Annotated in this window: 25 protein-coding genes and 1 tRNA gene; 18 read left to right on the top strand and 8 right to left on the bottom strand. The window is 67.4% G+C overall.

Annotation, left to right across the window (positions count from 1 at the left end; genetic code table 11):
• Positions 1 to 24: 24 nt before the first annotated feature.
• Positions 25 to 1932: a S8 family serine peptidase gene (locus tag ACN9M4_RS14180; RefSeq protein ID WP_426298929.1), complete on the bottom strand. Its 1908-nt coding sequence runs from the start codon at positions 1930 to 1932 to the stop codon at positions 25 to 27.
• A gap of 188 nt (positions 1933 to 2120) precedes the next feature.
• On the opposite strand from ACN9M4_RS14180, the gene ACN9M4_RS14175 reads away from it, so the two are divergent.
• The 8 genes from ACN9M4_RS14175 to ACN9M4_RS14140 all read left to right on the top strand — a co-directional run bounded on the left by ACN9M4_RS14175 (position 2121) and on the right by ACN9M4_RS14140 (position 13065).
• Positions 2121 to 3254, top strand: a complete 1134-nt coding sequence (locus ACN9M4_RS14175; protein ID WP_074588380.1) for a GuaB3 family IMP dehydrogenase-related protein — start codon at positions 2121 to 2123, stop codon at positions 3252 to 3254.
• Between the two features lie 93 nt (positions 3255 to 3347).
• The gene (locus tag ACN9M4_RS14170; RefSeq protein WP_426298927.1) at positions 3348 to 5108 is read left to right on the top strand and encodes a glycerol-3-phosphate dehydrogenase/oxidase; all 1761 of its coding nucleotides are present in this window, start codon (positions 3348 to 3350) and stop codon (positions 5106 to 5108) included.
• 55 nt (positions 5109 to 5163) lie between these two features.
• On the top strand, positions 5164 to 5652 hold the full coding sequence (locus ACN9M4_RS14165) for a PTS sugar transporter subunit IIA (protein WP_426298925.1): 489 nt from the start codon (positions 5164 to 5166) through the stop codon (positions 5650 to 5652).
• 85 nt (positions 5653 to 5737) lie between these two features.
• Positions 5738 to 6574, top strand: coding sequence for an SURF1 family protein (locus ACN9M4_RS14160; protein ID WP_426298923.1), 837 nt, complete (start codon positions 5738 to 5740; stop codon positions 6572 to 6574).
• Positions 6571 to 7098 carry a DUF3817 domain-containing protein gene (locus ACN9M4_RS14155; RefSeq protein WP_426298921.1) on the top strand — a complete coding sequence of 176 codons (528 nt, stop codon included), beginning with the start codon at positions 6571 to 6573 and terminating at the stop codon, positions 7096 to 7098. Before ACN9M4_RS14160 ends, ACN9M4_RS14155 begins: the two co-directional genes overlap by 4 nt.
• 100 nt (positions 7099 to 7198) lie before the next feature.
• Positions 7199 to 8788, top strand: coding sequence for a glutamine-hydrolyzing GMP synthase (guaA, locus tag ACN9M4_RS14150; protein WP_426298919.1), 1590 nt, complete (start codon positions 7199 to 7201; stop codon positions 8786 to 8788).
• Between the two features lie 128 nt (positions 8789 to 8916).
• Positions 8917 to 12852, top strand: a complete 3936-nt coding sequence (locus tag ACN9M4_RS14145) for a DUF4011 domain-containing protein (protein WP_426298917.1) — start codon at positions 8917 to 8919, stop codon at positions 12850 to 12852.
• A 6-nt stretch (positions 12853 to 12858) separates the two neighbouring features.
• Positions 12859 to 13065, top strand: a complete 207-nt coding sequence (locus tag ACN9M4_RS14140) for a hypothetical protein (RefSeq protein WP_426298915.1) — start codon at positions 12859 to 12861, stop codon at positions 13063 to 13065.
• A 12-nt stretch (positions 13066 to 13077) separates the two neighbouring features.
• On the opposite strand, the gene ACN9M4_RS14135 is transcribed toward ACN9M4_RS14140, so the two are convergent.
• The 3 genes from ACN9M4_RS14135 to ACN9M4_RS14125 form a co-directional block, all read right to left on the bottom strand.
• Positions 13078 to 13866, bottom strand: a complete 789-nt coding sequence (locus ACN9M4_RS14135; protein ID WP_426298913.1) for an RcpC/CpaB family pilus assembly protein — start codon at positions 13864 to 13866, stop codon at positions 13078 to 13080.
• A gap of 126 nt (positions 13867 to 13992) precedes the next feature.
• Complete coding sequence (locus ACN9M4_RS14130) at positions 13993 to 14256, bottom strand: FmdB family zinc ribbon protein (protein ID WP_426298911.1); 264 nt, start codon at positions 14254 to 14256, stop codon at positions 13993 to 13995.
• Between the two features lie 175 nt (positions 14257 to 14431).
• Positions 14432 to 15034 (bottom strand): 5-formyltetrahydrofolate cyclo-ligase, encoded by a 603-nt coding sequence (locus ACN9M4_RS14125; RefSeq protein ID WP_426298909.1) that lies wholly within the window; start codon positions 15032 to 15034, stop codon positions 14432 to 14434.
• Positions 15035 to 15153: 119 nt separating this feature from the next.
• On the opposite strand from ACN9M4_RS14125, the gene galU reads away from it, so the two are divergent.
• From galU to ACN9M4_RS14080, 9 genes are all read left to right on the top strand, one after another.
• Positions 15154 to 16059 (top strand): UTP--glucose-1-phosphate uridylyltransferase GalU, encoded by a 906-nt coding sequence (gene galU, locus ACN9M4_RS14120; RefSeq protein WP_426298907.1) that lies wholly within the window; start codon positions 15154 to 15156, stop codon positions 16057 to 16059.
• Positions 16060 to 16064: 5 nt separating this feature from the next.
• Positions 16065 to 16685, top strand: a complete 621-nt coding sequence (locus tag ACN9M4_RS14115) for a GNAT family N-acetyltransferase (protein WP_426298905.1) — start codon at positions 16065 to 16067, stop codon at positions 16683 to 16685.
• Positions 16686 to 16841: 156 nt separating this feature from the next.
• Complete coding sequence (locus ACN9M4_RS14110) at positions 16842 to 17708, top strand: hypothetical protein (protein WP_426298903.1); 867 nt, start codon at positions 16842 to 16844, stop codon at positions 17706 to 17708.
• A 17-nt stretch (positions 17709 to 17725) separates the two neighbouring features.
• Positions 17726 to 18634, top strand: coding sequence for an SDR family oxidoreductase (locus ACN9M4_RS14105; RefSeq protein WP_426298901.1), 909 nt, complete (start codon positions 17726 to 17728; stop codon positions 18632 to 18634).
• Positions 18635 to 18680: 46 nt separating this feature from the next.
• Positions 18681 to 18753: transfer RNA gene (locus ACN9M4_RS14100), tRNA-Ala, on the top strand.
• Between the two features lie 162 nt (positions 18754 to 18915).
• Positions 18916 to 19404 carry a universal stress protein gene (locus tag ACN9M4_RS14095; RefSeq protein WP_426298899.1) on the top strand — a complete coding sequence of 163 codons (489 nt, stop codon included), beginning with the start codon at positions 18916 to 18918 and terminating at the stop codon, positions 19402 to 19404.
• Positions 19401 to 19838 (top strand): fluoride efflux transporter CrcB, encoded by a 438-nt coding sequence (crcB, locus tag ACN9M4_RS14090; RefSeq protein WP_426298897.1) that lies wholly within the window; start codon positions 19401 to 19403, stop codon positions 19836 to 19838. The genes ACN9M4_RS14095 and crcB (ACN9M4_RS14090) overlap by 4 nt, the downstream gene beginning before the upstream one ends.
• Complete coding sequence (gene crcB, locus ACN9M4_RS14085) at positions 19835 to 20203, top strand: fluoride efflux transporter CrcB (RefSeq protein ID WP_426298895.1); 369 nt, start codon at positions 19835 to 19837, stop codon at positions 20201 to 20203. Before crcB (ACN9M4_RS14090) ends, crcB (ACN9M4_RS14085) begins: the two co-directional genes overlap by 4 nt.
• 60 nt (positions 20204 to 20263) lie before the next feature.
• Positions 20264 to 20791: a ferritin gene (locus tag ACN9M4_RS14080; RefSeq protein ID WP_426298893.1), complete on the top strand. Its 528-nt coding sequence runs from the start codon at positions 20264 to 20266 to the stop codon at positions 20789 to 20791.
• Positions 20792 to 20815: 24 nt separating this feature from the next.
• Here the strand turns inward: ACN9M4_RS14080 and zapE are convergent, their stop codons facing one another.
• Genes zapE through ACN9M4_RS14060 form a run of 4 tightly spaced genes read right to left on the bottom strand, consistent with a single transcriptional unit; the run spans position 20816 to position 23941 of the window.
• Positions 20816 to 21973: a cell division protein ZapE gene (gene zapE / locus ACN9M4_RS14075; protein ID WP_426298891.1), complete on the bottom strand. Its 1158-nt coding sequence runs from the start codon at positions 21971 to 21973 to the stop codon at positions 20816 to 20818.
• Positions 21970 to 22965 carry a magnesium/cobalt transporter CorA gene (corA, locus tag ACN9M4_RS14070; RefSeq protein ID WP_426298889.1) on the bottom strand — a complete coding sequence of 332 codons (996 nt, stop codon included), beginning with the start codon at positions 22963 to 22965 and terminating at the stop codon, positions 21970 to 21972. The genes zapE and corA overlap by 4 nt, the downstream gene beginning before the upstream one ends.
• Before the next feature lie 16 nt (positions 22966 to 22981).
• Complete coding sequence (locus tag ACN9M4_RS14065; protein ID WP_426298887.1) at positions 22982 to 23407, bottom strand: DUF1761 domain-containing protein; 426 nt, start codon at positions 23405 to 23407, stop codon at positions 22982 to 22984.
• A 9-nt stretch (positions 23408 to 23416) separates the two neighbouring features.
• A complete protein-coding gene (locus ACN9M4_RS14060) occupies positions 23417 to 23941 on the bottom strand; it encodes an Lrp/AsnC family transcriptional regulator (RefSeq protein ID WP_426298885.1) in 525 nt (174 codons plus the stop codon).
• A gap of 174 nt (positions 23942 to 24115) precedes the next feature.
• On the opposite strand from ACN9M4_RS14060, the gene ACN9M4_RS14055 reads away from it, so the two are divergent.
• Complete coding sequence (locus tag ACN9M4_RS14055; protein ID WP_426303483.1) at positions 24116 to 25360, top strand: MFS transporter; 1245 nt, start codon at positions 24116 to 24118, stop codon at positions 25358 to 25360.
• The last annotated feature ends 99 nt before the right edge of the window (positions 25361 to 25459 follow it).

The raw sequence follows: 25459 nt of genomic DNA, 5'->3' as shown, positions 1-25459 counted from the left end.
AGCTGGAGTCGACTCAGCCTGCGGTCAGGAGACTGCCACCGAGGTGTCGTCCAGCTGGAAGGTGGTGGAGTAGGAGTAGTCCTCGGTGCCCAGGAACCGCACGGTTACGGTCTTGCCCTTGTAGGCGGACATGTCCAGCGTGCGCTGCACATAGCTGCTTCCCTTGTCCTTGTTGGAGTAGGTGGCCAGCGTCGTGGTGGTGGCGCCGTCGATCACCTGGACCTTGAGGGTGTCGTAGGCCGTGGTGGTTCCTTCGTTGCTGAGGATGCGCAGGTAGAAGGACAGCGAACCGGCGCCGCTGCCCGTGGGCACGGTCACCTTCTGGTCGAGCGTGTACGTGGTGGACTGGCCCCAGCCGTTCAGGGCCGCGTAGCCGGTGCCCGTGCGGGCGGAGCTGCCGCTCTCAAAGGTGTCGCTCTTGTTGGAGGTCCAGGAGGCGGCGCCGGATTCGAAGCCCGGGTTCAGCAGGACATTGCCCGACGGCGGCGGGGTGCTTCCGCCGAGCAGCGCCAGGGTGGCTGCCGCGTCGGAGAGTCCGGCGCCGCAGCCGAGGGTGCACCCGGCGGGCATGGGGCGGGTGCCCTGCTTGAGGGTTGATTCGACCTGGGCCGGGGTGAGCGAGGGGTCTGCAGCCTTCATCAGGGCTACGAGGCCGGCGACGTGCGGGGTGGCCATGGACGTGCCCTGGTACCAGGCGTAGCCGGCGGCGGCCGGGGTGGTGGTGCCGGTGTTCAGGGTAGAGAGGATGCCGCCACCGCTCTGGCGCGCATCGCCGCCGGGGGCGGTGAGGTCCACCACGCTGCCGTAGTTCGAGTAGTAGGACAGCCCGCCGCTGTTGTTGCTGGCGGCGACCGTCACCACGTTGCCGCAGTTGGCAGGCTGCGAGGTGGAGGCGTTGGAAGCCTCGTTTCCTGCGGCCACCACCACGGTGGTACCGCGGTTTACTGCGCTGTTGATGGCGCTCTGGTAGGTGGAGGAGCAACTGCCCGAGCCGCCGAGGCTCATGTTGATCACCTTTGCCGGGTTGGCGTTGGCCGGTATGCCGGAGACAGCGCCCCCGGAGGCCCAGACGATAGCGTCGGCGATGTCCGAGAGCATGCCGCCGCATTTGCCCAGGACACGGACGGGGACGACCTTCGCATCAGGGGCGACACCGGCCACGCCGGTGGCGTTGCCGGTGACCGCGGCGATGGTGCCGGCTACGTGCGTGCCGTGCCAGGAGGAGTTGGAGCTGCTGGCGTCGCCGCATTCCCCGCTGGCGTACCAGTCGCCCTGGTCCTGCGGGTTGGCGTCGCGGCCGTTGCCGTCGCGGGCGGCGGCGGAGTCGGCGATGAAGTCATAGCCGGGGAGGATGTTGGCGTCCAGGTCGGGGTGGGCCGTGATGCCGGTGTCGATCACGGCCACGACCGATCCGGAGCCGGTGGAGGTGTTCCAAGCGCCCGGGATCCGCATGCCGTTGGTGCCGGTGAAATCCCATTGTTCGCCGTAGCGGGGGTCGTTCGGGGTAAGGCTTGCCCGCATCCGCGCATCCGGCTCGACGTACTCAACGGCGCCGGACGCCGCCAGCCCGGTCATGAACTCCTGCGACTGCTGCGCATCCAGGGGCCTTGAGCTGGCGATCAGCGTGGCGCCGGTGGCCAGGCCGCGGACTTCATGCGGCGTGATGCCAAGCTCCTTGGCGACCTTGCCCCAGGCGTTGGCACGGGCAGCTGCCGTGGCACCCCGGGCTCCGGCCTTGTACTGCACGATGAACTGGGAATACTGCTCACCTGCTTGCAGGTTCCCGACGGCGGCCGTTCCTGTTCCGGGGTCGCTGGTGGATGGCGTGGTGGCACCGGCGGGGGCGGTGCCGAAGGACATCAGGCCGGCCAGCACGGCGGCCGACAATGCAAGGCCGCTGTATTTCCGGCGGCTCCAAATGGTGTTCTCCATGGGGTTCCTGTCTCCGGGCGAGTGTGGTCCCGGGCGATGAAAAGTGGAGTCGGCGCAGAGGGTTTCCGCAACCGAGAGAAATCTATTGGTACATTTCAAGACTTGTAAATACTTCTTTCAGATTTTGTGAAGTCTTTACTTGATTGGTCGAATCGGTTCCCTGAAGGGGGTCCAGTAAAGTAGAGCCCGTGACTTATGAGATTGAGATTGGCCGTGGCAAGCGTGGGCGTCGTGCCTACTCCCTGGATGACATTGCGATCGTCCCCAACCGCAGGACCCGCGACCCCAAGGACGTCTCCGTCTCGTGGCAGATCGACGCATACAAGTTCGAAATGCCGGTGATCGCCGCCCCGATGGACTCGGCCATGTCGCCGGAAACGGCCATCGCGCTGGGCCGCCTCGGCGGCCTGGGCGTGCTGGACCTCGAAGGCCTGTGGACCCGTTACGAGGACCCGCAGTCCGTCCTGGATGAAATCGCCGCTCTCGCCGACGAAACCGCCAGCCCGGCCGTCACCCGGCGGATGCAGGAGCTCTACAAGGCACCCATCCAACCCGAACTGATCACCAGCCGGCTTGCCGAGATCCGCGCCTCCGGCGTCACGGTGGCCGGCTCCCTGACGCCGCAGCGCACGCAGGAGCACTACAAGACCGTGGTGGCCGCCGGCGTCGACATCTTCGTCATCCGCGGCACCACCGTGTCCGCAGAGCACGTCTCCAAGAACCACGAACCGCTGAACCTGAAGAAGTTCATCTACGAACTCGACGTCCCGGTGATCGTCGGCGGTGCCGCCGGCTACACCCCGGCACTGCACCTCATGCGCACCGGTGCTGCGGGCGTCCTGGTCGGCTTCGGCGGCGGCGCCACGACCACCACCAGGCGGGCTCTGGGCATCCACTCGCCGCTGGCTTCGGCCATCAGCGACGTCGCCGCGGCGCGCCGCGACTACCTCGACGAGTCCGGCGGCCGCTACGTGCACGTCATCGCCGACGGCGGCATGGGATCCTCCGGTGACATCGTAAAGGCCATCGCGATGGGCGCCGACGCCGTCATGCTCGGCAGTGCCCTGGCGCGCGCCGAAGAAGCACCTGGCAAGGGCTGGCACTGGGGCCAGGAGGCCCACCACCTCGAACTGCCGCGCGGTGACCGCGTCAACGTCGGCACCGTCGGCCCGCTCGAGGAAGTGCTCTTCGGCCCGGGACACCACACCAACGGCACCTCGAACCTCATCGGTGCGCTGCGCCGCTCGATGGCGACCACCGGCTACTCGGACCTGAAGGAATTCCAGCGGGTCGACGTCGTCGTGTCTCCGTACCTCGGCTAAGCCGCCCGGCCAGGCCAGTACGGCCCTGCCCAAGCCCGCACTCAGCAAGTAGTCTGGGGGGATTGACGGGCTGAAGGCGATGGGAGGCGTCCAATGGGCAGGGCAGCAGGTGCTTCGCAGGCATTCAACGCACCGGACGGTGCACTGAGTCCGCAGGCGAGGGCCGAATCCATTGAAGTGCTCAAAGGCACCATCGAGGCCGGCCGGGAACTGGACATCCTCATTGTCGGCGGGGGAGTGGTCGGTGCCGGCGCGGCCCTGGACGCGGTGACCCGCGGCCTGTCCGTGGGCATCGTGGAGGCCCGCGATTGGGCTTCGGGGACGTCCTCCCGTTCGTCGAAACTGATCCACGGCGGCCTGCGCTACCTTGAGATGCTCGACTTCGCCCTGGTCCAGGAAGCCCTGCAGGAGCGCGGCCTGCTCATCCAGCAGATCGCCCCGCACCTGGTCCGCCCGGTTCCGTTCCTCTACCCGCTCACGCGGCGATTCTGGGAGCGGCCCTACGTGGGTGCCGGCATCTTCCTGTACGACACACTCGGCCTGACCTCCGGGCACAGCCGCGGAGTGCCCAGGCACAAGCACTTCTTCCGGCGCGGCACCCTCCGGGCCGCGCCGAGCCTGAAGAACGATGCTTTCGTCGGGTCCATCCGCTACTACGACGCGCAGGTGGACGACGCCCGGCTGGTGGTCAACGTCGTCCGGACGGCGGCCCGCTACGGTGCGCACGCCGTGAACCGGATGCGCGTGGTCTCCTTCCTGCGGGAAGGCGAACGGGTGGTCGGGGCGAAGGTGGAGAACCAGGAAGACGGCAGCACCTTCGAGATCCGCGCCAAGCAGGTGGTCAACGCCACCGGCGTCTGGACCGATGAAACACAGGCCATGGTGACCGACCGTGGCCAGCTCAAGGTGCGTGCGTCCAAGGGCATCCACCTGGTTGTTCCGCGGGACCGCTTCCAGTCCACGGTGGGCCTGATCCTGCGGACCGAGAAATCCGTGCTCTTCGTCATCCCCTGGGGCCGGCACTGGATCATCGGCACCACGGATACCGACTGGAAGCTGGACAAGGCGCACCCGGCGGCTTCATCGAAGGACATCGACTACGTGCTTGAGCGCGTGAACAAAGTGCTGAAGCGGCCGTTGACCAGGGAAGACGTCGAGGGCGTCTACGCCGGCCTGCGGCCCCTGCTGGCCGGTGAGAGCGATTCCACGGCCAAGCTTTCACGCGAGCATGTGGTGGCGCACCCGGTTCCGGGACTGGTGGTCGTGGCCGGCGGAAAGTTCACCACCTACCGGGTCATGGCCAAGGACGCCGTGGACGAGGCCACTCGGGCCATGGACGAGCGCGTTCCCGCCAGCTGCACCGAGACCATCCCGCTGCTCGGGGCCGAAGGGTTCAAGGCCGCCTGGAACCGGCGCTCCCGCATGGCCGAGGAGTCCGGCGTGCACGTGGCCCGTGTGGAACATTTGCTGAACCGCTACGGTTCCATGGCCACCGACGTCCTCGCGCTGATCAAGGAACTGCCCGAGCTCGCCGAGCCGTTGCCGGGCGCCGATGACTACCTTGCCGCCGAGGTGGTCTACGCCACTACCCACGAAGGTGCCCGGCATGTGCATGACGTCCTGACCCGCCGGACCCGCATTTCAATCGAGGCGTGGGACAGGGGAGTGTCCGCGGTGCCCGTAGTCGCTAAGCTGATGGGTGAAATCCTCGGCTGGAGCGATGTGCAGCGCGAAGGCGAAATCAAGCACTACCTTGCCCGCGTCGAAGCGGAACGGCTCAGCCAGGAGCAGCCCGACGACGAGTCGGCGGATGCTGCACGGATGGGGGTGGATGACATCGTTCCCTTGCGCTGAACCCGGCGCGGGGGGCGGCCATGCCCGGGGGAGACGAACACTGGAGGGAATCACTTTGGCGGAAACATTGGACCCGTATGATGCGGACTTGACCACACCGGACCTGGTCATCCTCGAAATGGAAGCCGCGGACAAGGGTGAAGCCGCCGCGCAGCTTGCCGAACGCCTCCACGCCCATGGCCGTATCACCGACCTCGACGGTTTCCTGGGCCAGGTCAACGCCCGCGAACACCAGATGGCGACCGGCCTGCCCGGGGGCATCGGGCTGCCGCACGCCCGCAGCGAGTTCGTGTCCCGGATTTCCATCGCGGTTGGCGTCACCAAGTTCGGGCACGCCCTGGACTTCGGCGCTGCGGACGGGCCCGCCACCCTGGTCCTGCTGATCGCCACCCCGCCCAGCTCCTTCTCGGACCACCTCGAGGTCCTGGCCACCATGGCCCGCTCACTGTCCAAGGAATCCTTCCGGGAATCCCTGCGACGCGCCCACGACCCCGAAGTCATCGCTGAACTGATCAACTCCAGCCTGGTGTTCTTCGACCACTAGCGTTTGGACCCGGCTGCCGGGCGCCAGGGGCTGGCTCCGCAGGCCCGTTTAGCTGTTCTACAGCCTGACGAAGTACGGTTAAGGGGTGTTGAAAACCGCTCTGAAACCCCGCTGGATCGCAGGGCTTGTCTTTGCGCTCCTGCTTTCCGGGGTGTTCGTGCTGCTGAGCCAGTGGCAGTTCGGACGGTCCACCCAGAGCGAAGTCCCGGTGTCTCCGCAGATCGAGGAAAGCAAAGCGCTGACCACCGTCCTGCAGCCCGGCACCTTCTTCCCCGGTTCCGTCGCGGACCAGATGGTCAGCGCCACCGGCAGTTACGACCCCGCCAAGCAGGTCCTCGTGGAAGGGCGGCTGAAGGACGGCAAGAAGGGCTATTGGGTCGTTTCGGCCTTCGCAGTCGACGGCGCACCCGCCCTGCGCGGCGCCGGCGCCTCCGCGAAGACCTGGATCCCGGTGGCCCGCGCCTGGGTGGCGGAACCCGGCCAGGCCGGCCCGCCGCCGTCGGGCACTGTTGAGCTGACGGGACGGCTGCTTCCTTCGGAAGCGCCTGTGCCGAACGTCGACGCCGGTGCGGGGCGCGCCTCTGCGGTCTCGGTAGCCGAACTCATCAACCGCTGGGACGTGTCCAGCTATCCGGGGTTCGTTGCCGCCAGTGCCGAAAGCAGCGGTGGCAAGGCCGTTGAACTGCCCGCGGACATGAAGGCACTCAACATCCCGGCCCAGCCGCCGGCACAGCAAATCAACTGGCTGAACCTCTTCTACTCCGTGGAATGGGTGGTCTTCGCCGGTTTCGCGCTCTACATCTGGTGGCGCCTGATGGCCGACGACTACCGCCGCGACCTCGAAGAGGAGGTCCCGGATGACGACGGCCAGGACGACGAAACGCCAACAGCAAGCGATCCAGAACAAAAGGTGCAGCCATGATTGAGCCGAAACCGGCAATCCCCTCAGAATCCGGTGCCTCGCAGCCCGGCGCCACGGACGGCCGCCCGGCCGCCAGGAAGCGCCGCTTCGGCGGGACCGAAGCGCAGATCCGCTCGGCGCTGAAGTTCTACAAACTGATGGCCTACCTCACCGGCATCATGCTCCTGCTGTTGTGCGTCGAGCTGATCGCCCGCTACGTGTTCGGTGTATCCCTTTACGCCGGCGGCACGGACGCACTGACCGGCCGGCCCTTCGGCTTCGGCCTGGCAGGCTCCGACCCCAAGGGCGTGATCGGCGGTGTGAACCTGTCGGTGATGGTGCTGATCGTCCACGGCTGGATGTACGTGGTGTACCTGATCTCGGACTTCCGCCTGTGGTCCCTCATGCGCTGGCCGTTCACCAAGTTCATCCTGCTCGCCCTGGGCGGTGTGGTGCCGCTGATGTCCTTCATCGTGGAGAAGAAGTTCCACGCCGAGGTCGAGGCCGAACTGGCCGCCAACCCGCAGGCTTCCAAGCGCTACTGAGCCCCACCCGGTGTGAGATTGCTGACGTACGACCCGTTTTGGGTGTCCGTTGGCGGGACTGGAGATGCACCGGGGCAGCCGGGCAAAGTAGGCTGTTCTGGTGACTACTCCCACCGCGCCCCAGACTTCCCAGAAGCCGGTGCTGGTTGTTGACTATGGTGCCCAGTACGCGCAGCTGATTGCCCGCCGCGTCCGTGAAGCAAACGTGTATTCGGAAATTGTTCCGCACACCTTCACCACCGAGCAGCTCCTGGCCAAGAACCCGGCAGCGATCATCCTTTCCGGCGGCCCCTCCAGCGTTTACGCCGAGGGTGCTCCGAGCGTCGGAGCCGATCTGTTCGAGGCCGGCGTTCCCGTCTTCGGCATCTGCTACGGCTTCCAGGCGATGGCCAACGCGCTGGGCGGCAAGGTAGCCCAGACCGGCCTGCGCGAATACGGTGCCACCGAAGCCACCACCGTGGGCGCCGCGCGCTCCATCCTCGAGGGCACCCCGGAGTCCCAGAACACCTGGATGAGCCACGGCGATTCCGTGCACGAAGCACCCGCAGGCTTCGAGGTCCTGGCCACCACCGCAGGTGCTCCCGTGGCGGCGTTCGCCAACGAGGAAAAGGGCCTCTACGGCGTCCAGTGGCACCCCGAGGTGAAGCACTCCGCCAACGGCCAGCAGGTCTTGGAGAACTTCCTCTTCAAGGGCGCCAAACTCGAGCCCAACTGGACCACCGGCAACATCGTCGAAGAGCAGGTCGAGCGGATCCGCGAACAGATCGGCGACGCCAAGGTCATCTGCGGCCTGTCCGGCGGCGTTGACTCCGCCGTCGCCGCCGCGCTGGTGCAGCGCGCCGTCGGCGACCAGCTCACCTGCGTGTTCGTGGACCACGGACTGCTGCGCGAAGGCGAGGCCGAGCAGGTCGAACGGGACTTCGTCGCCGCCACCGGCGTGAACCTCTACGTGGCCAACGAGCAGGAACGCTTCCTGAACGCCCTGGCTGGCGTGAGCGACCCCGAAACCAAGCGCAAGATCATCGGCCGCGAGTTCATCCGCGCCTTCGAGGAAGCCGAGCGGGCCATCATCGCCCAGGCTGCCTCCGAGGGGGAGAGCATCAAGTTCCTCGTCCAGGGCACCCTGTACCCGGACGTCGTCGAATCCGGCGGCGGCGAAGGTGCGGCAAACATCAAGAGCCACCACAACGTGGGCGGCCTTCCCGAGGACCTGCAGTTCGAGCTTGTCGAACCGCTCCGCGCCCTGTTCAAGGACGAGGTCCGTGCGGTCGGTGCCCAGCTCGGCCTGCCCCAGGAAATCGTTGGCCGCCAGCCCTTCCCGGGCCCGGGCCTCGGCATCCGCATCGTCGGCGAGGTCACCAAGGAACGCCTGGACCTGCTGCGCAAGGCCGACGCCATCGCCCGCGCGGAACTGACCGCCGCCGGCCTCGACAACGAGGTGTGGCAGATGCCGGTCGTGCTGCTGGCCGATGTCCGCAGCGTCGGTGTCCAGGGCGACGGCCGCACCTACGGCCACCCGATCGTGCTGCGCCCGGTGTCCTCCGAAGACGCCATGACCGCCGACTGGTCGCGACTGCCCTATGAGCTCCTGGCCCGGATTTCCAACCGGATCACCAACGAGGTTGACGGTGTCAACCGCGTGGTGCTCGATGTGACCAGCAAGCCGCCGGGAACCATCGAGTGGGAATAAGGTCCTGAGTGGCCGGCCTCTTCCGGGAGGCCGGCCACTTGCTTTTTCCGGCTGAATCACGGGGAATTTGCCCGGCGGCCAGTGTTGCGGTCCCTCAGGCCCGGCCGTTTCCGGCTACCCTCGAAAGTATGCCGATTTGGTCCAAGTCGTCTCAAGCCAGTACAGAAAAGAAGGCAGCGGTGTCTGTAGGTCATAGCCAGGAGGAGAGCTCCCCGGAGCTCAGGAAATGGCTCTCCGGGCTGAAATCGGTAACTGGCGCGGACACCATGCTGCGCTTCGTGAAGACCCCCGAAGGATCAATCGACCTCAGCAATGGCCATCCCTCCGGCCTCGCCCAGCTCCTGGCCGGACGCCGTACCCGGCTCTCGACGCTGATCCGTGACCGCCAGCAGTACATCGTGGCCGCACGGGCAGCGCGCAACCTGCGCTCGAAGGTCTTCGAACTGTCAAATGACCGCGGCGTCGATGCAGGCTACCTGTCCTGCGGAACCGTCGTCTGGACGTCCGCCGTCGGCGGGAAACCGCAGCGTGTTTCCGCCCCCGTGATGCTTGCCGGCATTTCCCTTACCGCACGCCCCGGCGAGGACGACTACGAACTCCAGCTCACCGAGCAGGCCGCCATCAACCCTGCGCTGGTCCGCCACCTGAAGACCGTCCACGGCATTGTGTTCGACGCCGCCGCGGTGGGCCGCATGGCGTACAACACGGCCAGGCTGGACCCGCTGCCCGTCCTGGACCGGATCGGCACGCTGGTCAAGCCGATCCACGGCGCGGAGGTCTCCCCAAACCTCCTCGTGACCACTCTTGCGGACCTCTCCGGCAACCTCGACGATCCGTGGATCAACGAAGGCAACACGATCGTTGCCTCGTTGGCGGAACGGGCCAACGGCGGGGAGGTTGTGCCGCCTCCTTTGCAGGCCGGCCGCTTCCCGGGCCTGGACGAACGCGACCCCGCCGACGAACTCCTGCTGCTGGACGCCGATACCGACCAGCAGTACGTCATCGATGCAGCCCGCGCCGGCGATTCCCTCGTAGTGAGCACCCCGCCCGGCAGCGGCCAGACGCAGACCGCGATCAACACCATCGGTGCATTGGTCGGGGAAGGCAGGTCAGTCCTGGTCGTGGGGGAGCGACGGACCAGCCTCAACGCCCTCGCCAGCGGCATGGAGGCCCTCGGCCTCGAGTCCCTGCTTTTCCGGCCGGGGAACGGTGTTCCGGCGCAGCAGCTCAAGACCCAGCTGGTGAGCGCGATCATCCGCAACGAAAAGTCCCTTGAACCGCAGCTCAGCAATCTGCACGAGACCCTTGTCGAGCACCGGCACGCGCTCATGGACCACGTCGCGTCCCTGCACAACGTCCGCGAGCGGTGGGGATGCTCCCCCTACCAGGCAATGCAGTCCCTGGCGGAGCTGACCGCAATCCACCCCGCCCCCGCCACCACGGTCCGCCTGAAGCGCAGCGTCCTGGACAGCATCAAGGACCGCGAGGAACTGGCCGGACGCCTGCGCCGCGCTGCGGAACTGGGCAGCTTCAGCAGCTCCGCGGTCAACAGCCCCTGGTACGGCGCCCGGCTGGTCACCCGCAAGGAAACCGAGGAAGCGCAGCAGCTTGCCCGTGCCGCCCACGAACAGCTGCCGGTCCTCCGTGAACGCATGGTGGCACTCGCCGGGCACTCGGAGATCAGGCTGGGAAGCACCTTCGCCGAATGGGGAGCCCAGCTGGAGCTGCTGATGGCTGTCCGGGAAAGCCTGGACAAGTTCACCCCGGACATCTTCGACCGGCCCGTCCACGACCTCATTTCGGCAACGGCCTCCTCGGCATGGCGGCGCGAACGCGGCCTGGAGATGCCGTCCATGCAGCGTTCGCGCCTGCGCCGCGTGGCGAAGGAGTACGTCCGGCCCGGCGTGCACATTGCTGACCTGCACAGTTCCCTGGTCCTCGTGCAGGAACAGCGCAGCCTCTGGGCCGGCTATGCGACCAGCCAGCGCCACCCGGCGGTACCGTCCGGGCTCGCGGAGCTCGGCAGCGCCTACCGGGATCTCGACCGCGAACTTGTCCGGCTGGGCACGTGCCTCAAGCACACCCGCGACGGCGGCAAGCTCCACGAGACGCCGTACGGCGAGCTCATGGCGCGCCTGGAATCCCTCGTGGCGGATACCGAGACCCTGGAAACACTTCCCGAGCGCACACTGCTCGTCGAGAACATGCGGGAGCACGGCCTGGGTGAACTGTTGGCCGACCTCGCCGCACGCGAGGTCGGCCCGGAGTCCGTCGCGGCGGAGCTCGACCTGGCCTGGTGGCAGTCCGCGCTTGAGGCCATGATCAGCGGCGATGACTACCTGGCGATGTCCGACGGCGAATCCCTGCGCAAGCTCGAAGCGGAGTACCGCCTGGCAGACCAGGCCCACGTGGCTAGCGGCGCCGCACGCCTCCGCTGGCAGCTCGCCGAACGGTGGCGGGCGGGTATCGCGGAACAGCCGCGGCAGGCTGAACTCCTGAGGAACCTCATCAAGGACGGCCGGATCACCCTGCCCGCGCTGAGCGCGCAGGCACCGGACCTGGTGCCGCTTCTGGTGCCCGTCTGGTCGCTGAGTCCCCACCTGCTGACAGGCCTGCTGCCCGTCGTGCAGTCCTTTGACGCGGTCGTGATCCTCGATGCAGCGTCGACCTCCCTCCAGGCGGCACTTCCCGCGATCGCCCGTGCCAGGCAGGTCATCGCGTTCGGCGACCCGAAGACCGCCGTCGCACGCAGCTTCAGCGTGGCGGTCGAACCCCGGTTCCCGGGCACGAACGGCCAGGAAACGGTGGACAGTGCCTTCAACGCGCTGGCCGGCGTCCTGCCCACCTGGCAGCTGAACTGGATCTACCGCGCCGTGGACGAGGACCTCGTCCTGCAGCTGAGCAAGAACCACTACGACGGCAGCCTGCGCCGGCTGCCCGACGGACAGTCCGTCACCGGGCTCGACCGGTCCGTGCTGGTCGAATACATCCCGGACGGCACGGGCCTGCCCAGCTCCGACCACGAAGGGGTCGAGTCGGTGGCGGCCGAAGTGAATCGGGTGGTCGACCTCGTGTTCGAACACGCGAGCCTGCGCCCGAGGACCTCCCTGGCTGTCGTGACGGCAAGCCTGCGGCACGCGGCCAGGATCGGTGAAGCAATCCGCCTCCAGCTGCCGAACTATCCGCTTCTGGCCGGTTTCTTCGGTGCCGGTCCGGAATCGTTCCGCGTGGTGGACCTTGAGCGCGCACAGGGCCTGGTCCGGGACCACGTGATTTTCTCCCTCGGCTATGGCCGCACCCCGCATGGACGCGCCCTGCACAGCTTCGGGCCGCTCTCCGTGGAGGGTGGCCGGAACAAGTTCGCCCTTGCCATGACCCGGTCGCGCAGGTCCCTGCACGTGCTGAGCTGCTTCCGTCCGGAAGACCTCGACCTTGACCGTCTCTCCCACGGTGCCGTGGATTTCTATGAGCTGCTGGACCGCGAAGTCTCCGGGAACTCCACGCTCGGCACGCCGGCGATCAGGGCTGCCGCCAGCGAGCAGGCGCTTGGCGAGGATCCCCTCGTCGCAGACCTGGGCGAGCGCCTCCGGGCGCGCGGTGCACGCGTATGGCACCACTATGATGGCGCCCTGGACATCGCCGCCGCGGCGGACCCGATGCTCACCATCGGACGGGACGACAGCGAACTGCCCACACCCGTGGCCATCGAATCCGATGGTACGGAGCGTTACCGGCGCATGAGTGTCAGGGAGCGCAGCAGGCTCCGCCCCCAATTGCTCGAACGCATGGGCTGGCGCTACATGTCCCTGTGGACCATTGAAGTCTTCACTGATCCGTCCTCCTGCGCCGACAGGATCGGCTCCTACCTCGGACTCGAAACAGCTGCGAGGCCGTACACGGAGAGGGAGCAGGGCTTCCTTGACCTTCAGGCTGACGATCTGGAGGCCGGAGACCCGGCCGCCGGTGAGCGGAATGACGGACAATTGGAACCGGACCACACGCGGTCCCCGGGAACGGACGCGGAAGCGCAGGCAAGCCCGGAAGAGCAACAAGAAGCGGAGTAGTGCACCATGGACGCCGAAGCCCGGGACGACAAGAAGGACCAGGGCAGCCAGCAAAGGCCGTCGGCCGGGAAATCCAGCGCGCGGCGGAAGCCCTCGCCCGAGGGGATCCTCCCCAAGGTTGCGTCGGAAGATGAACCTCGCGGCTGGGGCGACGATGGCGGTTACGACCATGATGCGTGGCTGAAGGAGCAGAAGCCACCGCACTGGGGCTGAGCTGCAGCGGGCTCACGGGCCCGCTGGAGCCGCTGGGCGCGCGGAGGGAACCAGCACGAAGAACAGCTTTCCGCGGGTTGAGGCCCCGGCGAGTTTTTCGGCCTGCGCCGGATTGGCTGCGACCACCAGGAGTCCCTCGGTATCCGGCGTGCCCAGCCAGTCTCCGGTCTTGCCGCCCTGCGCCGAGGTCCAAAGCACCGGCACTCCCGCGGCGAGGGTCTCCGGTTTTCCGCCTGTTCCTCCCAGCCCATCCGAAGCGGTGAGCACAATGTTGACCAGTTGCCCGGCCGAGACGAGCTGGATCGATGAAGGATCGGCGAGCCGGACAGGTACCGCGGCCGCTCCTGCTCCGGCGCCGGTGAGGAGACCAGGGCCCAGCAACTGCGCTTCCGTGGGGATCTGGCCGCTGTTGAGCGGAGCAGCGAGCGGGCGGCCCTGGACATCCTGCCAGTCGCTCAGGGCTCCGGCCGGAACGATTTCAGGAGGAACCGCCCGCGGAACCAGGTCTGTCTTGCCGACCGAGAGCCCGGCCGGAAGGTCCCGGGCTGCCACCAGGACCTGGATCTTGTGTTCGGAGGCAGGGGTCAGCTGATGGACCGCGATCCCTGCAGCGAGGCAGAGCAGCAGGGCGACCGCAAGCCGCCGGTTCCGCAGCAGCCACGCTCCCGCCCGGGCAGGAAACGGACGCCGGACAGCAAATTGGCGCGTGGAAGGAACTTGGCGCCGGGCAGCGGACGGACGGGAAGCCCGAGTATAGCCGGAGCGTCCGCGGAGGAACCTGGGGGCTGGTTTGGCTGGCATGAAGCCACGCTAACCAGAGCGCGCCGGCGGCAGAACGGGCAGGTCGCGCTATGTGGACAAAACCGCCATGTGGAAAACCCGGGACGTGGGAAGCCCCAAACCTGGGGAACCGGGGAAGGGATCGGCTTAGCTTGCTGCGGCAGCAGCGGCCGGGGCCGGGGCAGTGGGGGCTGCGGGCGCGGAAGGCGCCGCGGAAACGGTGCTGCCCTTGGAATCGCGGGAGTCGGTGCGGTAGAAACCCGAACCCTTGAAGACCACGCCGACGCTGTTGAACTTCTTGCGCAGCGAACCCTGGCACTCCGGGCACTCGCTCAGCGAGCTGTCCGAGAAAGCCTGGACGATGTCAAAGGCGTGGCCGCAGTCCTTGCAGGCGTAGGCGTAAGTGGGCACTGGTGATCCTCCTCAGGGACAAACATCAGGTCCTGTCCGCGTCCGGAACCTTCGTGGTTCCTTAGCAGTCTCAGGGCCTGAGTGCCAATTCTATCATCGACGGGGGCCGGGCCCGCCAGTGTTTGTGGCGCGGACAACACCGGCGGCCGCCTCGGTGCTGCCGGACCGGGCAGGTTCAGGACCCCGCGAACCGTACTTCGCCGTCGGGGGTCAGGGCGCCGGCCACCGGCTTGTCGAAGGGCTCGGCCGGAATGGTCCCCGCGGGCAGGACCTCCCCGGCGTAGACGACGGCGACGGCGGGGGGCCGCTGCCCGGCGGCGTCCAGCCTCGCAAGGAGGCGGTCGTAGTAGCCGCCGCCCTGGCCGATCCGGCTGCCGCTGCCGTCGACGGCGGTGGCCGGCAGGAAGATCCCGTCCGCTCCGGCGACCACCGAACCGTCCAGCCGCTCGCCGTCGGGTTCATCGATCGGAGCGAAACGGGAACGGTGGAAGGCCGTGCGTGGGGTCCATTCCACCCAGCTCAGCTGGCGGTCGTCCTCGCACACGGGAAGCAGCACCCTGTGGCCGGCTTCGTGAAGCGCCTCCAGCAACGGCATGGTGGGCGGCTCGTGGCCGACGCCGAGATAGACCGCGAACGTTTTCGAATCCCCGCCGGGCAAGGACGCCGCCCAGGCCATTCCATGCAGTGCGATGCCTTTTCCGGCCTCCTCGATCTGTGCGGCGTCCAGGGCCTTGCGCCGTGCACGGTGTCCGGCACGGATTTCGTCCTTCAAAGTCATCGCTTTCCATTCCTGCTCGCGGATCCCGGAAGCAAACTACGCTGCCTGCCCCTGATTATGGCGCACCGGCGCACAACTGCTGTTGCCCATTGTGTGACGCATTCCGTTAGATTAGAGCGGTGACTTCCAAAAACTGCACCGTCCGCAAGGCCGTCATCCCCGTTGCCGGGCTCGGCACCAGGTTCCTGCCCGCCACCAAGGCGATGCCAAAGGAAATGCTGCCGGTCGTCGACAAGCCGGCCATCCAATACGTCGTCGAAGAAGCCGTAAACGTGGGCCTCCATGACGTCCTGATGATCACCGGGCGCAACAAGCGTGCCCTCGAAGATCATTTCGACCGGGTGCCCGCGCTGGAAGCCACGCTCGAGGCCAAGGGTGACACCGCGAAGCTTGAATCCATCCAGGCAGCCACCAACCTCGGCGACATCCACTACGTCCGCCAGGGCGACCCCAAGGGCCTCGGCCACGCGGTGCTGCGTGCCAAGCAGCACGTGGGCGAAGAACCCTTCGCCGTCCTTTTGGGCGATGACCTCATCAACGCCCAGGACTCCCTGCTGAGTGACATGATCGACCTCCAGAGCCGCACGGGCGGGTCGGTCGTGGCGCTGATCGAGGTGGAACCTTCGCAGATCAGCTCCTATGGCTGTGCCGACGTCGAGCCCTTCGGCGACGAGGGCTTCGTCCGGGTCAAGGGCCTTGTGGAGAAGCCTGCCGTGGGTGAGGCGCCGTCCAACCTTGCCGTGATCGGACGCTACGTGCTGCATCCCGCGATTTTCGAGGTCCTTGAGAAGACCGAACCCGGCCGCGGCGGCGAAATCCAGCTGACCGATGCCCTCCAGGTTCTCGCGGAAGGCGACGGTGAAGGCAGCGGCGTCTACGGCGTCATCTTCCGTGGTCGCCGCTACGACACCGGCGACAAGCTGAGCTACCTCAAGGCCTGCGTCGAACTGGCCTGCGACAGTGAAGACCTTGGCCCCGGCCTGCGTGACTGGCTTCCGGGATTTGCCTCCCGGCTCGGCAAGTAACCTCCGTGTGGGGTTCGGCCATTTGGCCGGTGACCTTGGAAAGCGGCGATCTGCTGCTCCGCCCCATCCGTTACCGGGACAAGCAGGAATGGACCGAGGTCCGGTCCCGGAACAGTGAATGGCTGGCCCCCTGGGAAGCCTCGAACCCGGCCCCGGGGGGAGCGCTTCCGAACTACCGGCAGATGGTGGCGTCCCTGAATGCCCAGGCCCGCCAGGCTTCGGCCCTGCCCTTCGTCATCGCCGAACGCATTCCCGGAATCCGGGAACCCCGGATCGTGGGCCAGCTGACCGTCTCCTCGATCACCTGGGGATCGGCCATGATGGCAACACTAGGCTACTGGGTGGACCAGGACCGTGCGGGAAGGGGAATCGCCCCCACCGCCGTCGCGATGGTAACCGACCACTGCTTCCGGCAGCTGGGCCTGCACCGGATGGAAATCAACATCCGGCCGGAAAACGGGCCCAGCCTGCGGGTGGTCGAAAAGCTCGGCTTCCGGGACGAGGGCTACCGGGAACGGTACCTCCACATCAACGGCAGCTGGGCCGATCACCGCAGCTTCGCGCTGACCTCGGAGGAAGTCCCGGAGGGCCTGCTCAGCACCTGGCTGCGCAGCCGGAACGGCTGAGCGGACCACATAGTCCATTCATTTGATGCAACTGGTGCGACACACCGCGGCTAATGCGGCGGCGCCCCTGTGTTTCCTTCTACGGTTTTGAATGTGGACTTCCCTCTCAGCAGCTCAGTGATCCTTGTTGTCGCTGTTGCCCTGTGGATTGTTTGGGTGGCTCCATACGTACTGCGGAACCGTCGTGCACAGCTCCTTCCCGCTGCCGTGGTTCCCATGGACGAAGAGGCCGCAGAGGCGCCCCGGCTGCAAGCCGTGACGGGCGTCAAAACGGCCCCCCAGCAGGAGAAAGCGATGGAGACGATGCAGAGCACCGCACCCGCACCGAGCACCGGAACCGGCGACGCCGGCAAGCTGGGCGCTGCCGTACGGGAGCCGGCGTTCAAGCTCAGATACGGACGCTGCGCCCTGGCCCTTGCCGGCCTGCTCTTCCTGCTGACGGCTGTCGTATCCGGCGTCCTTCGCCTCTTCGCATTGGCGCCTTCCTGGCTCCCGGTGCTCTCCCTGTTCTCGGTTGCCGGCATTGTGCTGCTGCTGCGCCGCCTCGCCGTCCGCGACCGCCGGGCGAAAATGGAAGCGGCGTTCCGTTCGGCGATGTCCCCGGCGCGGAAGCAAGCCACGGCAAGCGTTCCGGCGGAGCCGCGCGACACCACGGTTTTCGACGCCGAAGCCCACGGCCGCGAAGCCGCCCGCCTGACCGCCGTCGAACTGCGCCAAGCCGCCCTCAAGGTGGCTGAAGCCGCCGGCGACACCAAGGCGCCCGGCGCAGCCGCGGACGTCCGCTGGCAGCCCGTCGAGGTGCCCAAGCCGGTGTACGTCGACGCGGCGAAAGCCAGCCGCCCGGCACCCGAACCGCTGGACCTTCCTGCCCAGCCGAAGCCTGTGGGCAAGCCGATCCTGAAGAACGCCGGATCCGCCCCCGCCCTGCCCGCGGCCCAGACGCCCTTCGGCAAGTCCCAGGCTGCCGGAAAGGCCAACGCCCTGGGCAACCTGGACGACGTCCTCCAGCGCCGCCGGGCCTGACATGACTGCGCTCTGAGATGACTGCTCTCTGCATTGCGGGCGGCACCGGCCAAATCGGCCGGCTGCTCGCCCGCCTTGCCGTTAAGCAAGGCATTGAGGTCACCGCATTCAGCCGCAATCCGCCCGATGGAGGGGCCGACGGCGTCCGGTACGTCCGTGCGGACGCCACCACCGGCGAGGGGCTGGCGGAGGCCCTGGGCGGCTCCGACGTCGTGATCGACTGCCTTGAGGGGCGGTCGGGCAAAGCCCGGAAGCAGTATGCCGACGCCGGCGCCCGCCTTCTCGCCGCAGCCGCCGGGGCAGGCGTCCGGCGGGCGGTAGCCCTTTCGATCATCAATTGCGATGCGAGCACAGCGGCCTTCTATGCCTCCAAGGCCGCCAAGGAAAGGGTCTACGCGGCGTCCGGGCTGGAGACCGTGACGGTGCGGGCCAGCCAGTTCCACAGCCTCGTGGCGGCAGTGTTCGCGGCGGGCGCCAAGGTAGGTGTGGTGCCAGTCATCAAGGGCGCGGCGTTCCAAAGCATTTCGCCCGGGGACGTCGCCACGGCGTTGCTGGCCGAGGCCCTCGCGCCATCGGACGCAGCGCCATCGGACGCAGCGCCATCGGACGCAGCGCCATCGGACGCAGCGCCATCGGACGCAGCGCCATCGGACGCAGCGCCATCGGACGCAGCGCCATCGGACGCAGCGCCATCGGACGCAGCGCTGCATCGCACGGTGACCATTGCAGGCCCGGAGGTCCGGACCATGCGGGAACTCGCCGAAAGCTGGCGGAGGGTCACCGGGCACAAGGGCCCGATCGTGGAGTTTCCGCTGCCCGGAGCTATGGGCGACTACCTGAGACGCGGCCTCAACCTCGCCCCGGAGCGGCGACACGGAACGGAGACCTTCGAGTCTTGGTTGGCAAACAGGCCGGATACTTTGTAGCGTAGGATGCACTGGCGCGGACCGGAGGAAACCGGACCGCCATCCAGGGGCTATAGCTCAGTTGGTAGAGCGCTTCGTTCGCATCGAAGAGGTCAGGAGTTCGAATCTCCTTAGCTCCACAGTGAAAGAGCTCCACAGTGAAAGCTCCCCGGGCCGCCGCAACGCGACCCGGGGAGCTTTCGGTTTTCCCGCCTGGCCTGCCAGGATGCCGACGCATTGTCCTCCCGGCAGAGTTGTTCCCTAGGATCGTCCTAGGCCAACAAATCCTGAAGGGAGCCGGCATGGCAGAGCAACGGCATTCTGCGCACCTTGCAGGGCCGGGCCCGATCCTGGCCGGCATTGTCCCGCGGCACCGGGCGGCCGTGTTACGGCACGCCGCTGATCTGGCGCTCCGCACCGGCACCGGGCTGCTGCTGGCCTATGTGGACTCCACCCTGGACAGCGCGCGGCAGCCGATCGACCCGGACGGCGTCGACGATGACGCCACGGACATCGCCGCGGAACTCCGGGACTGGATCGCCGAGCAACTCGAGGGTGCCGGCGTCGGTTGGTCTTTCGCGGTGCTGGCCGGAGACCCTGCGCGGGAACTGCTCCGCTACGCTGCCGAAACCGGGGCTTCCACCATCGTGGTCGGGAGCAAGGAACACGGCCTGGAGCGGTACCTCGAGGCGCTGGCCGGAGGATCTCTTGGTGAGCGGCTCGCCCGGCACCCGGGCCCGCCGGTGCTCGTCGTCCCGCAAGGCGGGCAGCCGGAGGACGATGCCCGGTGAGCCGTCCCCTGCACCTGCACCCGCAATACCTCGCCCTCGTGGCGGCGGGCGGCGTCCTGGGAGCGCTCGCGCGCTACGGGCTGGGACAGGCGGTCCCTTCGCCGGGACAGTGGCCGTTGCCCACCCTGCTGATCAACCTCTCCGGGGCCCTCGTGCTGGGCTGGCTCCTTGAGTCGCTCGCCAGGCGGGGCCCAGATGAAGGCCGCAGGAGGCTCATCCGCCTCACCGCCGGTACCGGCTTCCTCGGAGCCTTCACCACCTACAGCACCTTCAGTCTGGAAACCGTACAGCTGCTCGACGCCGGCCGCGCCGCAGACGCCTTTGGCTACCTCGCGGCGTCCCTGCTCGGTGGCACCCTCGCGACGATCCTGGGCATCGCCCTGGGACACCGCCTGCACGGCGGGCGGGCCGGGGCCGCGGAGGGTGCCCAATGACGGTGTTGCTGCTTGCACTCGCTGGCGGGGCAGGGGCCGCGGCGCGGTTCCTGGTGGACGGGCTGGTCCGGGCGCGTTTCCGGACCGCGCTGCCCTGGGGGACCATTGCGATCAACGTTTCCGGTTCGCTGCTGCTCGGCCTTCTTGCCGGCTTGGTCATGCGCCACCATGCCCCGGCCTCGCTTCAGGCGGTCCTTGGTACGGGCTTCCTGGGCGGTTACACCACCTTCAGCACGGCCAGTGTGGAGACCGTGAGGCTGGTGCAGTCGGGCCGTATCCGGCTGGCACTGCTCAACGCCCTCGGCACGATGGCCGCCGGGGTGGGCGCCGCGGCGGCCGGCGTCGCCCTAGCCTCCCTCGGGTAGTGACGCGCTCGGCCAGCGCTCGTCTAGTGGGCACCAAAGCCGCAGGCTAGGATCGGTCCCATGGCCAAGACATTCCATGAACTCCTGTCCGAACAGATCGGCAACGAGTTTGCCGCGTCCCAGCAATACATCGCCGTGGCGGTCTATTTTGACGGCGAAGACCTGCCGCAGCTCGCGGCGCATTTCTATCGGCAATCCCTGGAGGAACGGAACCACGCCATGATGATGGTCCAGTACATGCTGGACCGGAACCTGCCCGTCTCCATCCCCGGCATCCCCGAGATCCGCAACGATTTCTCCGATGTCCGGGAGCCCATCGCCCTGGCCCTGGCACAGGAGAAGCAGGTGACCAGCAATATCGAGGAATTGTTCCGCGCGGCCCGCGAACAGAACGACCCCCTCGGCGAACAGTTCATGTTGTGGTTCCTGAAGGAACAGGTGGAGGAGGTCGCGTCCATGACCACCCTGCTGAACATCGCCGAGCGGGCGGACAACCTCTTCGACATCGAGAACTACGTGGCCCGCGAGCAACGGGGCGGCGGCGGGCAGGACACCGGTGCGCCGCCCACCGCCGGCGGGACAATCTAGCCGGATCGGGCTGTCCGGGATAGCTCAGGAGCCGCGGGTTTCTTCGGAGCCCGCGGCTTCGTCGTCCGTGCCCGTTTCCACGCGGCCGAGCAGGGAAAGCCGGCTGGCGATCCTCGCCATGTCGACGGGCAATGCGGTGCCGTGCCTGGCGTCGCCGGCATCCCAGTCCAGGGGGCCGCGCCCCACCAGGAAGAGAGTGACATCCTCGTCGTAGAGGACGTCCACCGCGTTGCCGAAGCGCTGCCAGGCGGCCGCTGAACCCTCCGCGGATTCATGCGCGGGGGAGGGCACTCCGTCGACCACCCACACGCGGTACTCCGCGGCCAGCGCCAGGTAGTCCGCCGTCGACATCAGCCCGCCGCACAATTCCGCGAAGGCCACCCACAGCACATCTCCGGCAGCCTTGACAGGCAGCGGCTGGGTGGTGGGGGTCAGCGTGCGCTGCTCGGCGGGCGGCGGCGGGAAGAGTCCGAAGGCACCGAGCTGCCGGGGCGTTCCGGGGCTGATGACGCGGCCACGGCGGAATCCTTCCCTGGGACCGCCGTCGTCGCCCGGCACGGCAGGATTGCGCCGGAAATCGGTGTTCCCGTTGATCTCCACGATGTCCATCATCTCCTTGATCACGGCTATGGTGGGCACGAAATGATCGTGCCATAGCGGGTTGGGCAGTAGTTGCTCCGGCGGATAGTTCGACGTGACCACCAAGGGGACCCGCCTTTCCGCGGCAGTGCGCAGCAGGCGGGCGATGAACATGCCGTCGCCGACGTCGTGGACATGGAACTCGTCGAAGCACAGCACGTCGATGCCGGCCAACAGGGAATCCACGGCCTGCTGGATGGCCGTGCCGTCGCTGCCGGCGGCTGTCCGTACTCCCGCGTGCAGCTTGCGGAAGAAGTCGTGGAAATGCACCCGCCGCTTGCGGCCGGTGAGCTGCCGGTAGAAGCTGTCCATCACCCAGCTCTTGCCGCGGCCCACGGGACCGTGCAGGTAGACGCTCCGGGGCGTCCTGCCTCGCAGCGGGAAGGGGCGGAGCCGTGTCCCCTTGGACTGCCCGACGGCGGCGCCCAGTTCGCAGAGCCGCCGGGCGGCGGCTGCCTGGCTGGCTTCCAGGGCAAAGCCTGCGGTAGCCGCCTCGGCTTCGATTCCCGCCATGAGCAGGGCTGCAGCCGGGGAAGCCGTCACAACCAGCCTTTCCGCTTGAAGATCCCGTACATGAGCAGGGCCGCCCCGAACATCAGGATGAGGGCGAATGGGTAGCCGACGAGCCAGTGCAGCTCAGGCATGAAATCGAAGTTCATCCCGTACACGCCGGCCACGAAGGACGGGGCGAAGAGGATGGCAGCCCAGGAGGAGATCTTCTTGACCTGCTCGTTCTGTGCCGCGTTGGCCTCGTTCTGCCGGTTGGCGGTGAGGGTGCCGTCCAGGGTGAGGGCATTCTGGAGCAGTTCCCGGAAGCCCTGCACCTTGGAGATGAGCTGCTCCACGTGGTCTTCGACGTCGCGCAGGTTGCGCTGCAGTTCGATGTCCACGCCGTATTTGGCAAAGCCACCGCGCAGCAGGGAGATCATGTCCGGCAAGGGGTTGATGGCGCGCTGGAACTGGATGACTTCCCTGGCGAGCTCGTAGATCCTCCTCGAAACCGTGGTGTCGCCGCTGAACAGCTGATCCTCGATCTCGTCGATGTCGTTCTCGAGCCCGGCCACCACCGGGGCGTAGTCGTCCACCACTTGGTCAAGGAGGCCGTAGAGGACCGCCTCGGGTCCGCAGGCCATGAGCGCCGGTTGGCTTTCCAGCCGACGGCGGACCTGGGCCACCCCGGGAGTCTCCGCCTGACGGATGGTGACGACGAAGTTCTTGCCGGTGAAGACGTGCAGTTCCCCGAACTCCACCGTCTCCGTCGCATCCAGGTAGCGGGCCGGCCGGAGGACGGTGAACAGGATGTCGTCGTAGCGTTCCAGCTTGGGGCGCTGGTGGGCGTGGATCGCGTCCTCGACGGCCAGCTGGTGGAGCTGGAACTCGTCCGCCACCGCCGCCATTTCGCCCTCCGAAGGGCGGTACAGGCCGATCCATGCCATGCCGCCGTGGTGCGCGAGCGTTTCGAAGGACTCCTCCAGGCTGGGCGGGGTGGCGCTGCGGACGCCGTTCACGTAGATCGCGTTGTCGATGATGGTCATGGGCGTTCCTTCCGCCCTAGGGGAGGGCTCCGATGATGACTCCGGCAACCGTCAGGGCAAGGATGTCATGGCCCGAATCGATCAGCGTTACGGTTGCCGCCCTTCCGGCAAAGCCATTGTGGATGACATGCCCGCCGGCACGGAAAACCACTGCCGCCACAAATGCGAAGAACCCGGCCGCCAGCGGGGTGTCGAGGCCGAGGGCCCCGGCCAGCACCGCGAGGAGGATGCTGCTCAGCGCCGACGCCACCATCATGGGCACCCAGATGGCGGCACCGCCGTCGAGTGCTTTCAGTTCCTTTTCGGTCCGCGCGATCGCCTCCATCCACCTCCGCCCGAAGACGGCAGGCATGTACCAGAGGAATCCGATCACCATGCTGGAAACGAACGCCAGGAGCACGGCGAGCCAATTGATCTGCAGGATATGTGACAGCCATTCCATGGCCGCATCCTAGCCCGCGTTGCTGACAGCGGGCCGGGTGCGCTGCCGGTGCGGCGGTGCGGCGGGGGTCCCTGCGAGCCTTTCGATGAGCGGCGCGCTGCGGTAGGCAAGGTGGGTGTGCAGGGCCAAAACCGTTTCGCTGCGGATCACGCCTTTGACCTTCAGGATGGCGCGCAGGGCCGACTGCAGGCTGTGCGTATCCGTGGCCACCACCCGGCACAAGAGATCGCCCCGGCCCGAGATTTCGTGGACCTCCAGGATCTGGGGGATCAGGCGCAGTGCCCCGATAACACCGTCCAGTTCCCGGTGGGTCACCTCGAGCGTAACGAAGCCGACGACGTCGTAACCCAGCTTTTCGAGGTCCACCTCGCGGCCGCCGTCGTTCAGGACGCCCGAACGCAGCAGGCGCCGCAGCCGGCTTTGAGCGGTGTTGCGGGCGATGCCGAGGGCATCGCTGAGTTCTCCGATCTGGATCCGCGGATCGCGGAGCAGCTCAAGCAGGATCTTCAGGTCGGTGGGGTCCAGATTGTTCAAATCATCACTCCAGCGCAGACAGCATGGGAACTATTGACTGTTTTGCTCAATTGTTCCACCAATGACTGAGTCTTGCCGCAGATTTGCTGCATTCTGTTGCCATCCACATCCGGGGCGGTGGCGGCAGTGCCCACAAGGCAGCCGTTCCGCGCCCGCCAAGGCAAGGGCACCACGATGACTGTCTTCAGCGAACTGCGCATGCGCCCGGCAACGGCTGTCCGCCGGGGCTGGAACGCCTCGACCACCACCCGGCTGGTGCTGGCCGGCGTCGTCATGTTCACCCTGCTGCTGGGCGCGAACCTGGCCACCCCGCTGTACCCCTTGCTGCAGCTGCGGCTCGGACTGGGCCCGCTGGGTGTCACGGTCGCGTTCGCCAGCTATGTCCTGGCCCTGGTGGCGGTGCTGATGCTGGCCGGACACTGGTCGGACCATATCGGCCGGCGGGCCGCGCTGGTGCTCGCGGTCGTCCTGGGACTGGCCGGAAGCCTGGTGTTTGCCGGGGCGGGGAGCCTGTGGATGCTGTGCGCCGGAAGGGCGTTGCAGGGCGTCGCGGTCGGGCTGGCCACCGGTGCAAGTTCCGCGGCGCTGCGTGAGCTCCTGCCGTCGCGCCCCGAATGGGCGTCCCGCTTCACCCTCCTGGCCTCTTCCGGCGGGGTTGCCGCGGGACCCTTCACCGGCGGATTGCTCTCGCTGCTGCCCGGCCCGGTCAGCACGCCGTTCCTGGTGCACTGCGTGCTCCTGCTGCTCCTGCTGGTTCCGCTCTGGATGCTCGACGCCCGCCCCGCGATCCGGCCCGCCGTCGGCCCGCGGCCGTACGCCGCGCTCGCACCCCGGCGCCCGTCGGTGTCGCGGGAGGCGAAGGGCGCCTTCGCGCTCGCCGCGTCGGTGGGCTTCCTCAGCTTCGCCGTCTTCGGCTTCTGCCTCTCCCTGGGCCCTGGCTATTTTGCGGCCGTTGTTGGCACGGATTCCCGCCCGGTCATGGGCTTGCTGGCCGGCCTCACGCTGGGTGCTTCGGCCCTGAGCCAGCTCTTTCCGCTGCGCCGCAGGATGCTCCTGCCGCTCGGTTTGTCCGTGCTGGGGGCCGCCGTGATGCTGATGTCCGCTGCGGCTGCCTGGCACAACCCGGTCCTGTTGGTCGCGGCCGGCATTGCCGCCGGCGTCGGGCAGGGCAGCGCGTTCCGTCTCGTGTTCAACGACCTCGCCACCAAAGCCGATCCCGCACGGCACGCCCAGGTCATCAGCACCGTGTACGTCATCACCTATCTGGGCAGCGCCGTGCCCGTCATCGGCCTTGGCCTGGCCTCGTCCGCTTTCGGACTTGAGCCGGCCGTGACAGGGTTCGCGCTGATCTGCGGTGCGGCGGCACTGGTCCTGGCGCTGGTTTCACGGCGGGGTATCAGGCCGGTTTTCGCGCGATGATCGCATAGGGGCAGGGCACCTGGTCCCGCCAATGTCAGTTGCAAAGAAATAGTTGCAAAGAAACCGTTGCAAAGAGTTCTTTGCAACTCTATTCTTGTG

Origin of the sequence: Arthrobacter sp. R-11 (assembly GCF_049913155.1) — a bacterium.
Classification (GTDB): Bacteria; Actinomycetota; Actinomycetes; order Actinomycetales; family Micrococcaceae; genus Arthrobacter.
This window is presented reverse-complemented; position numbering and strand designations above follow the sequence as displayed.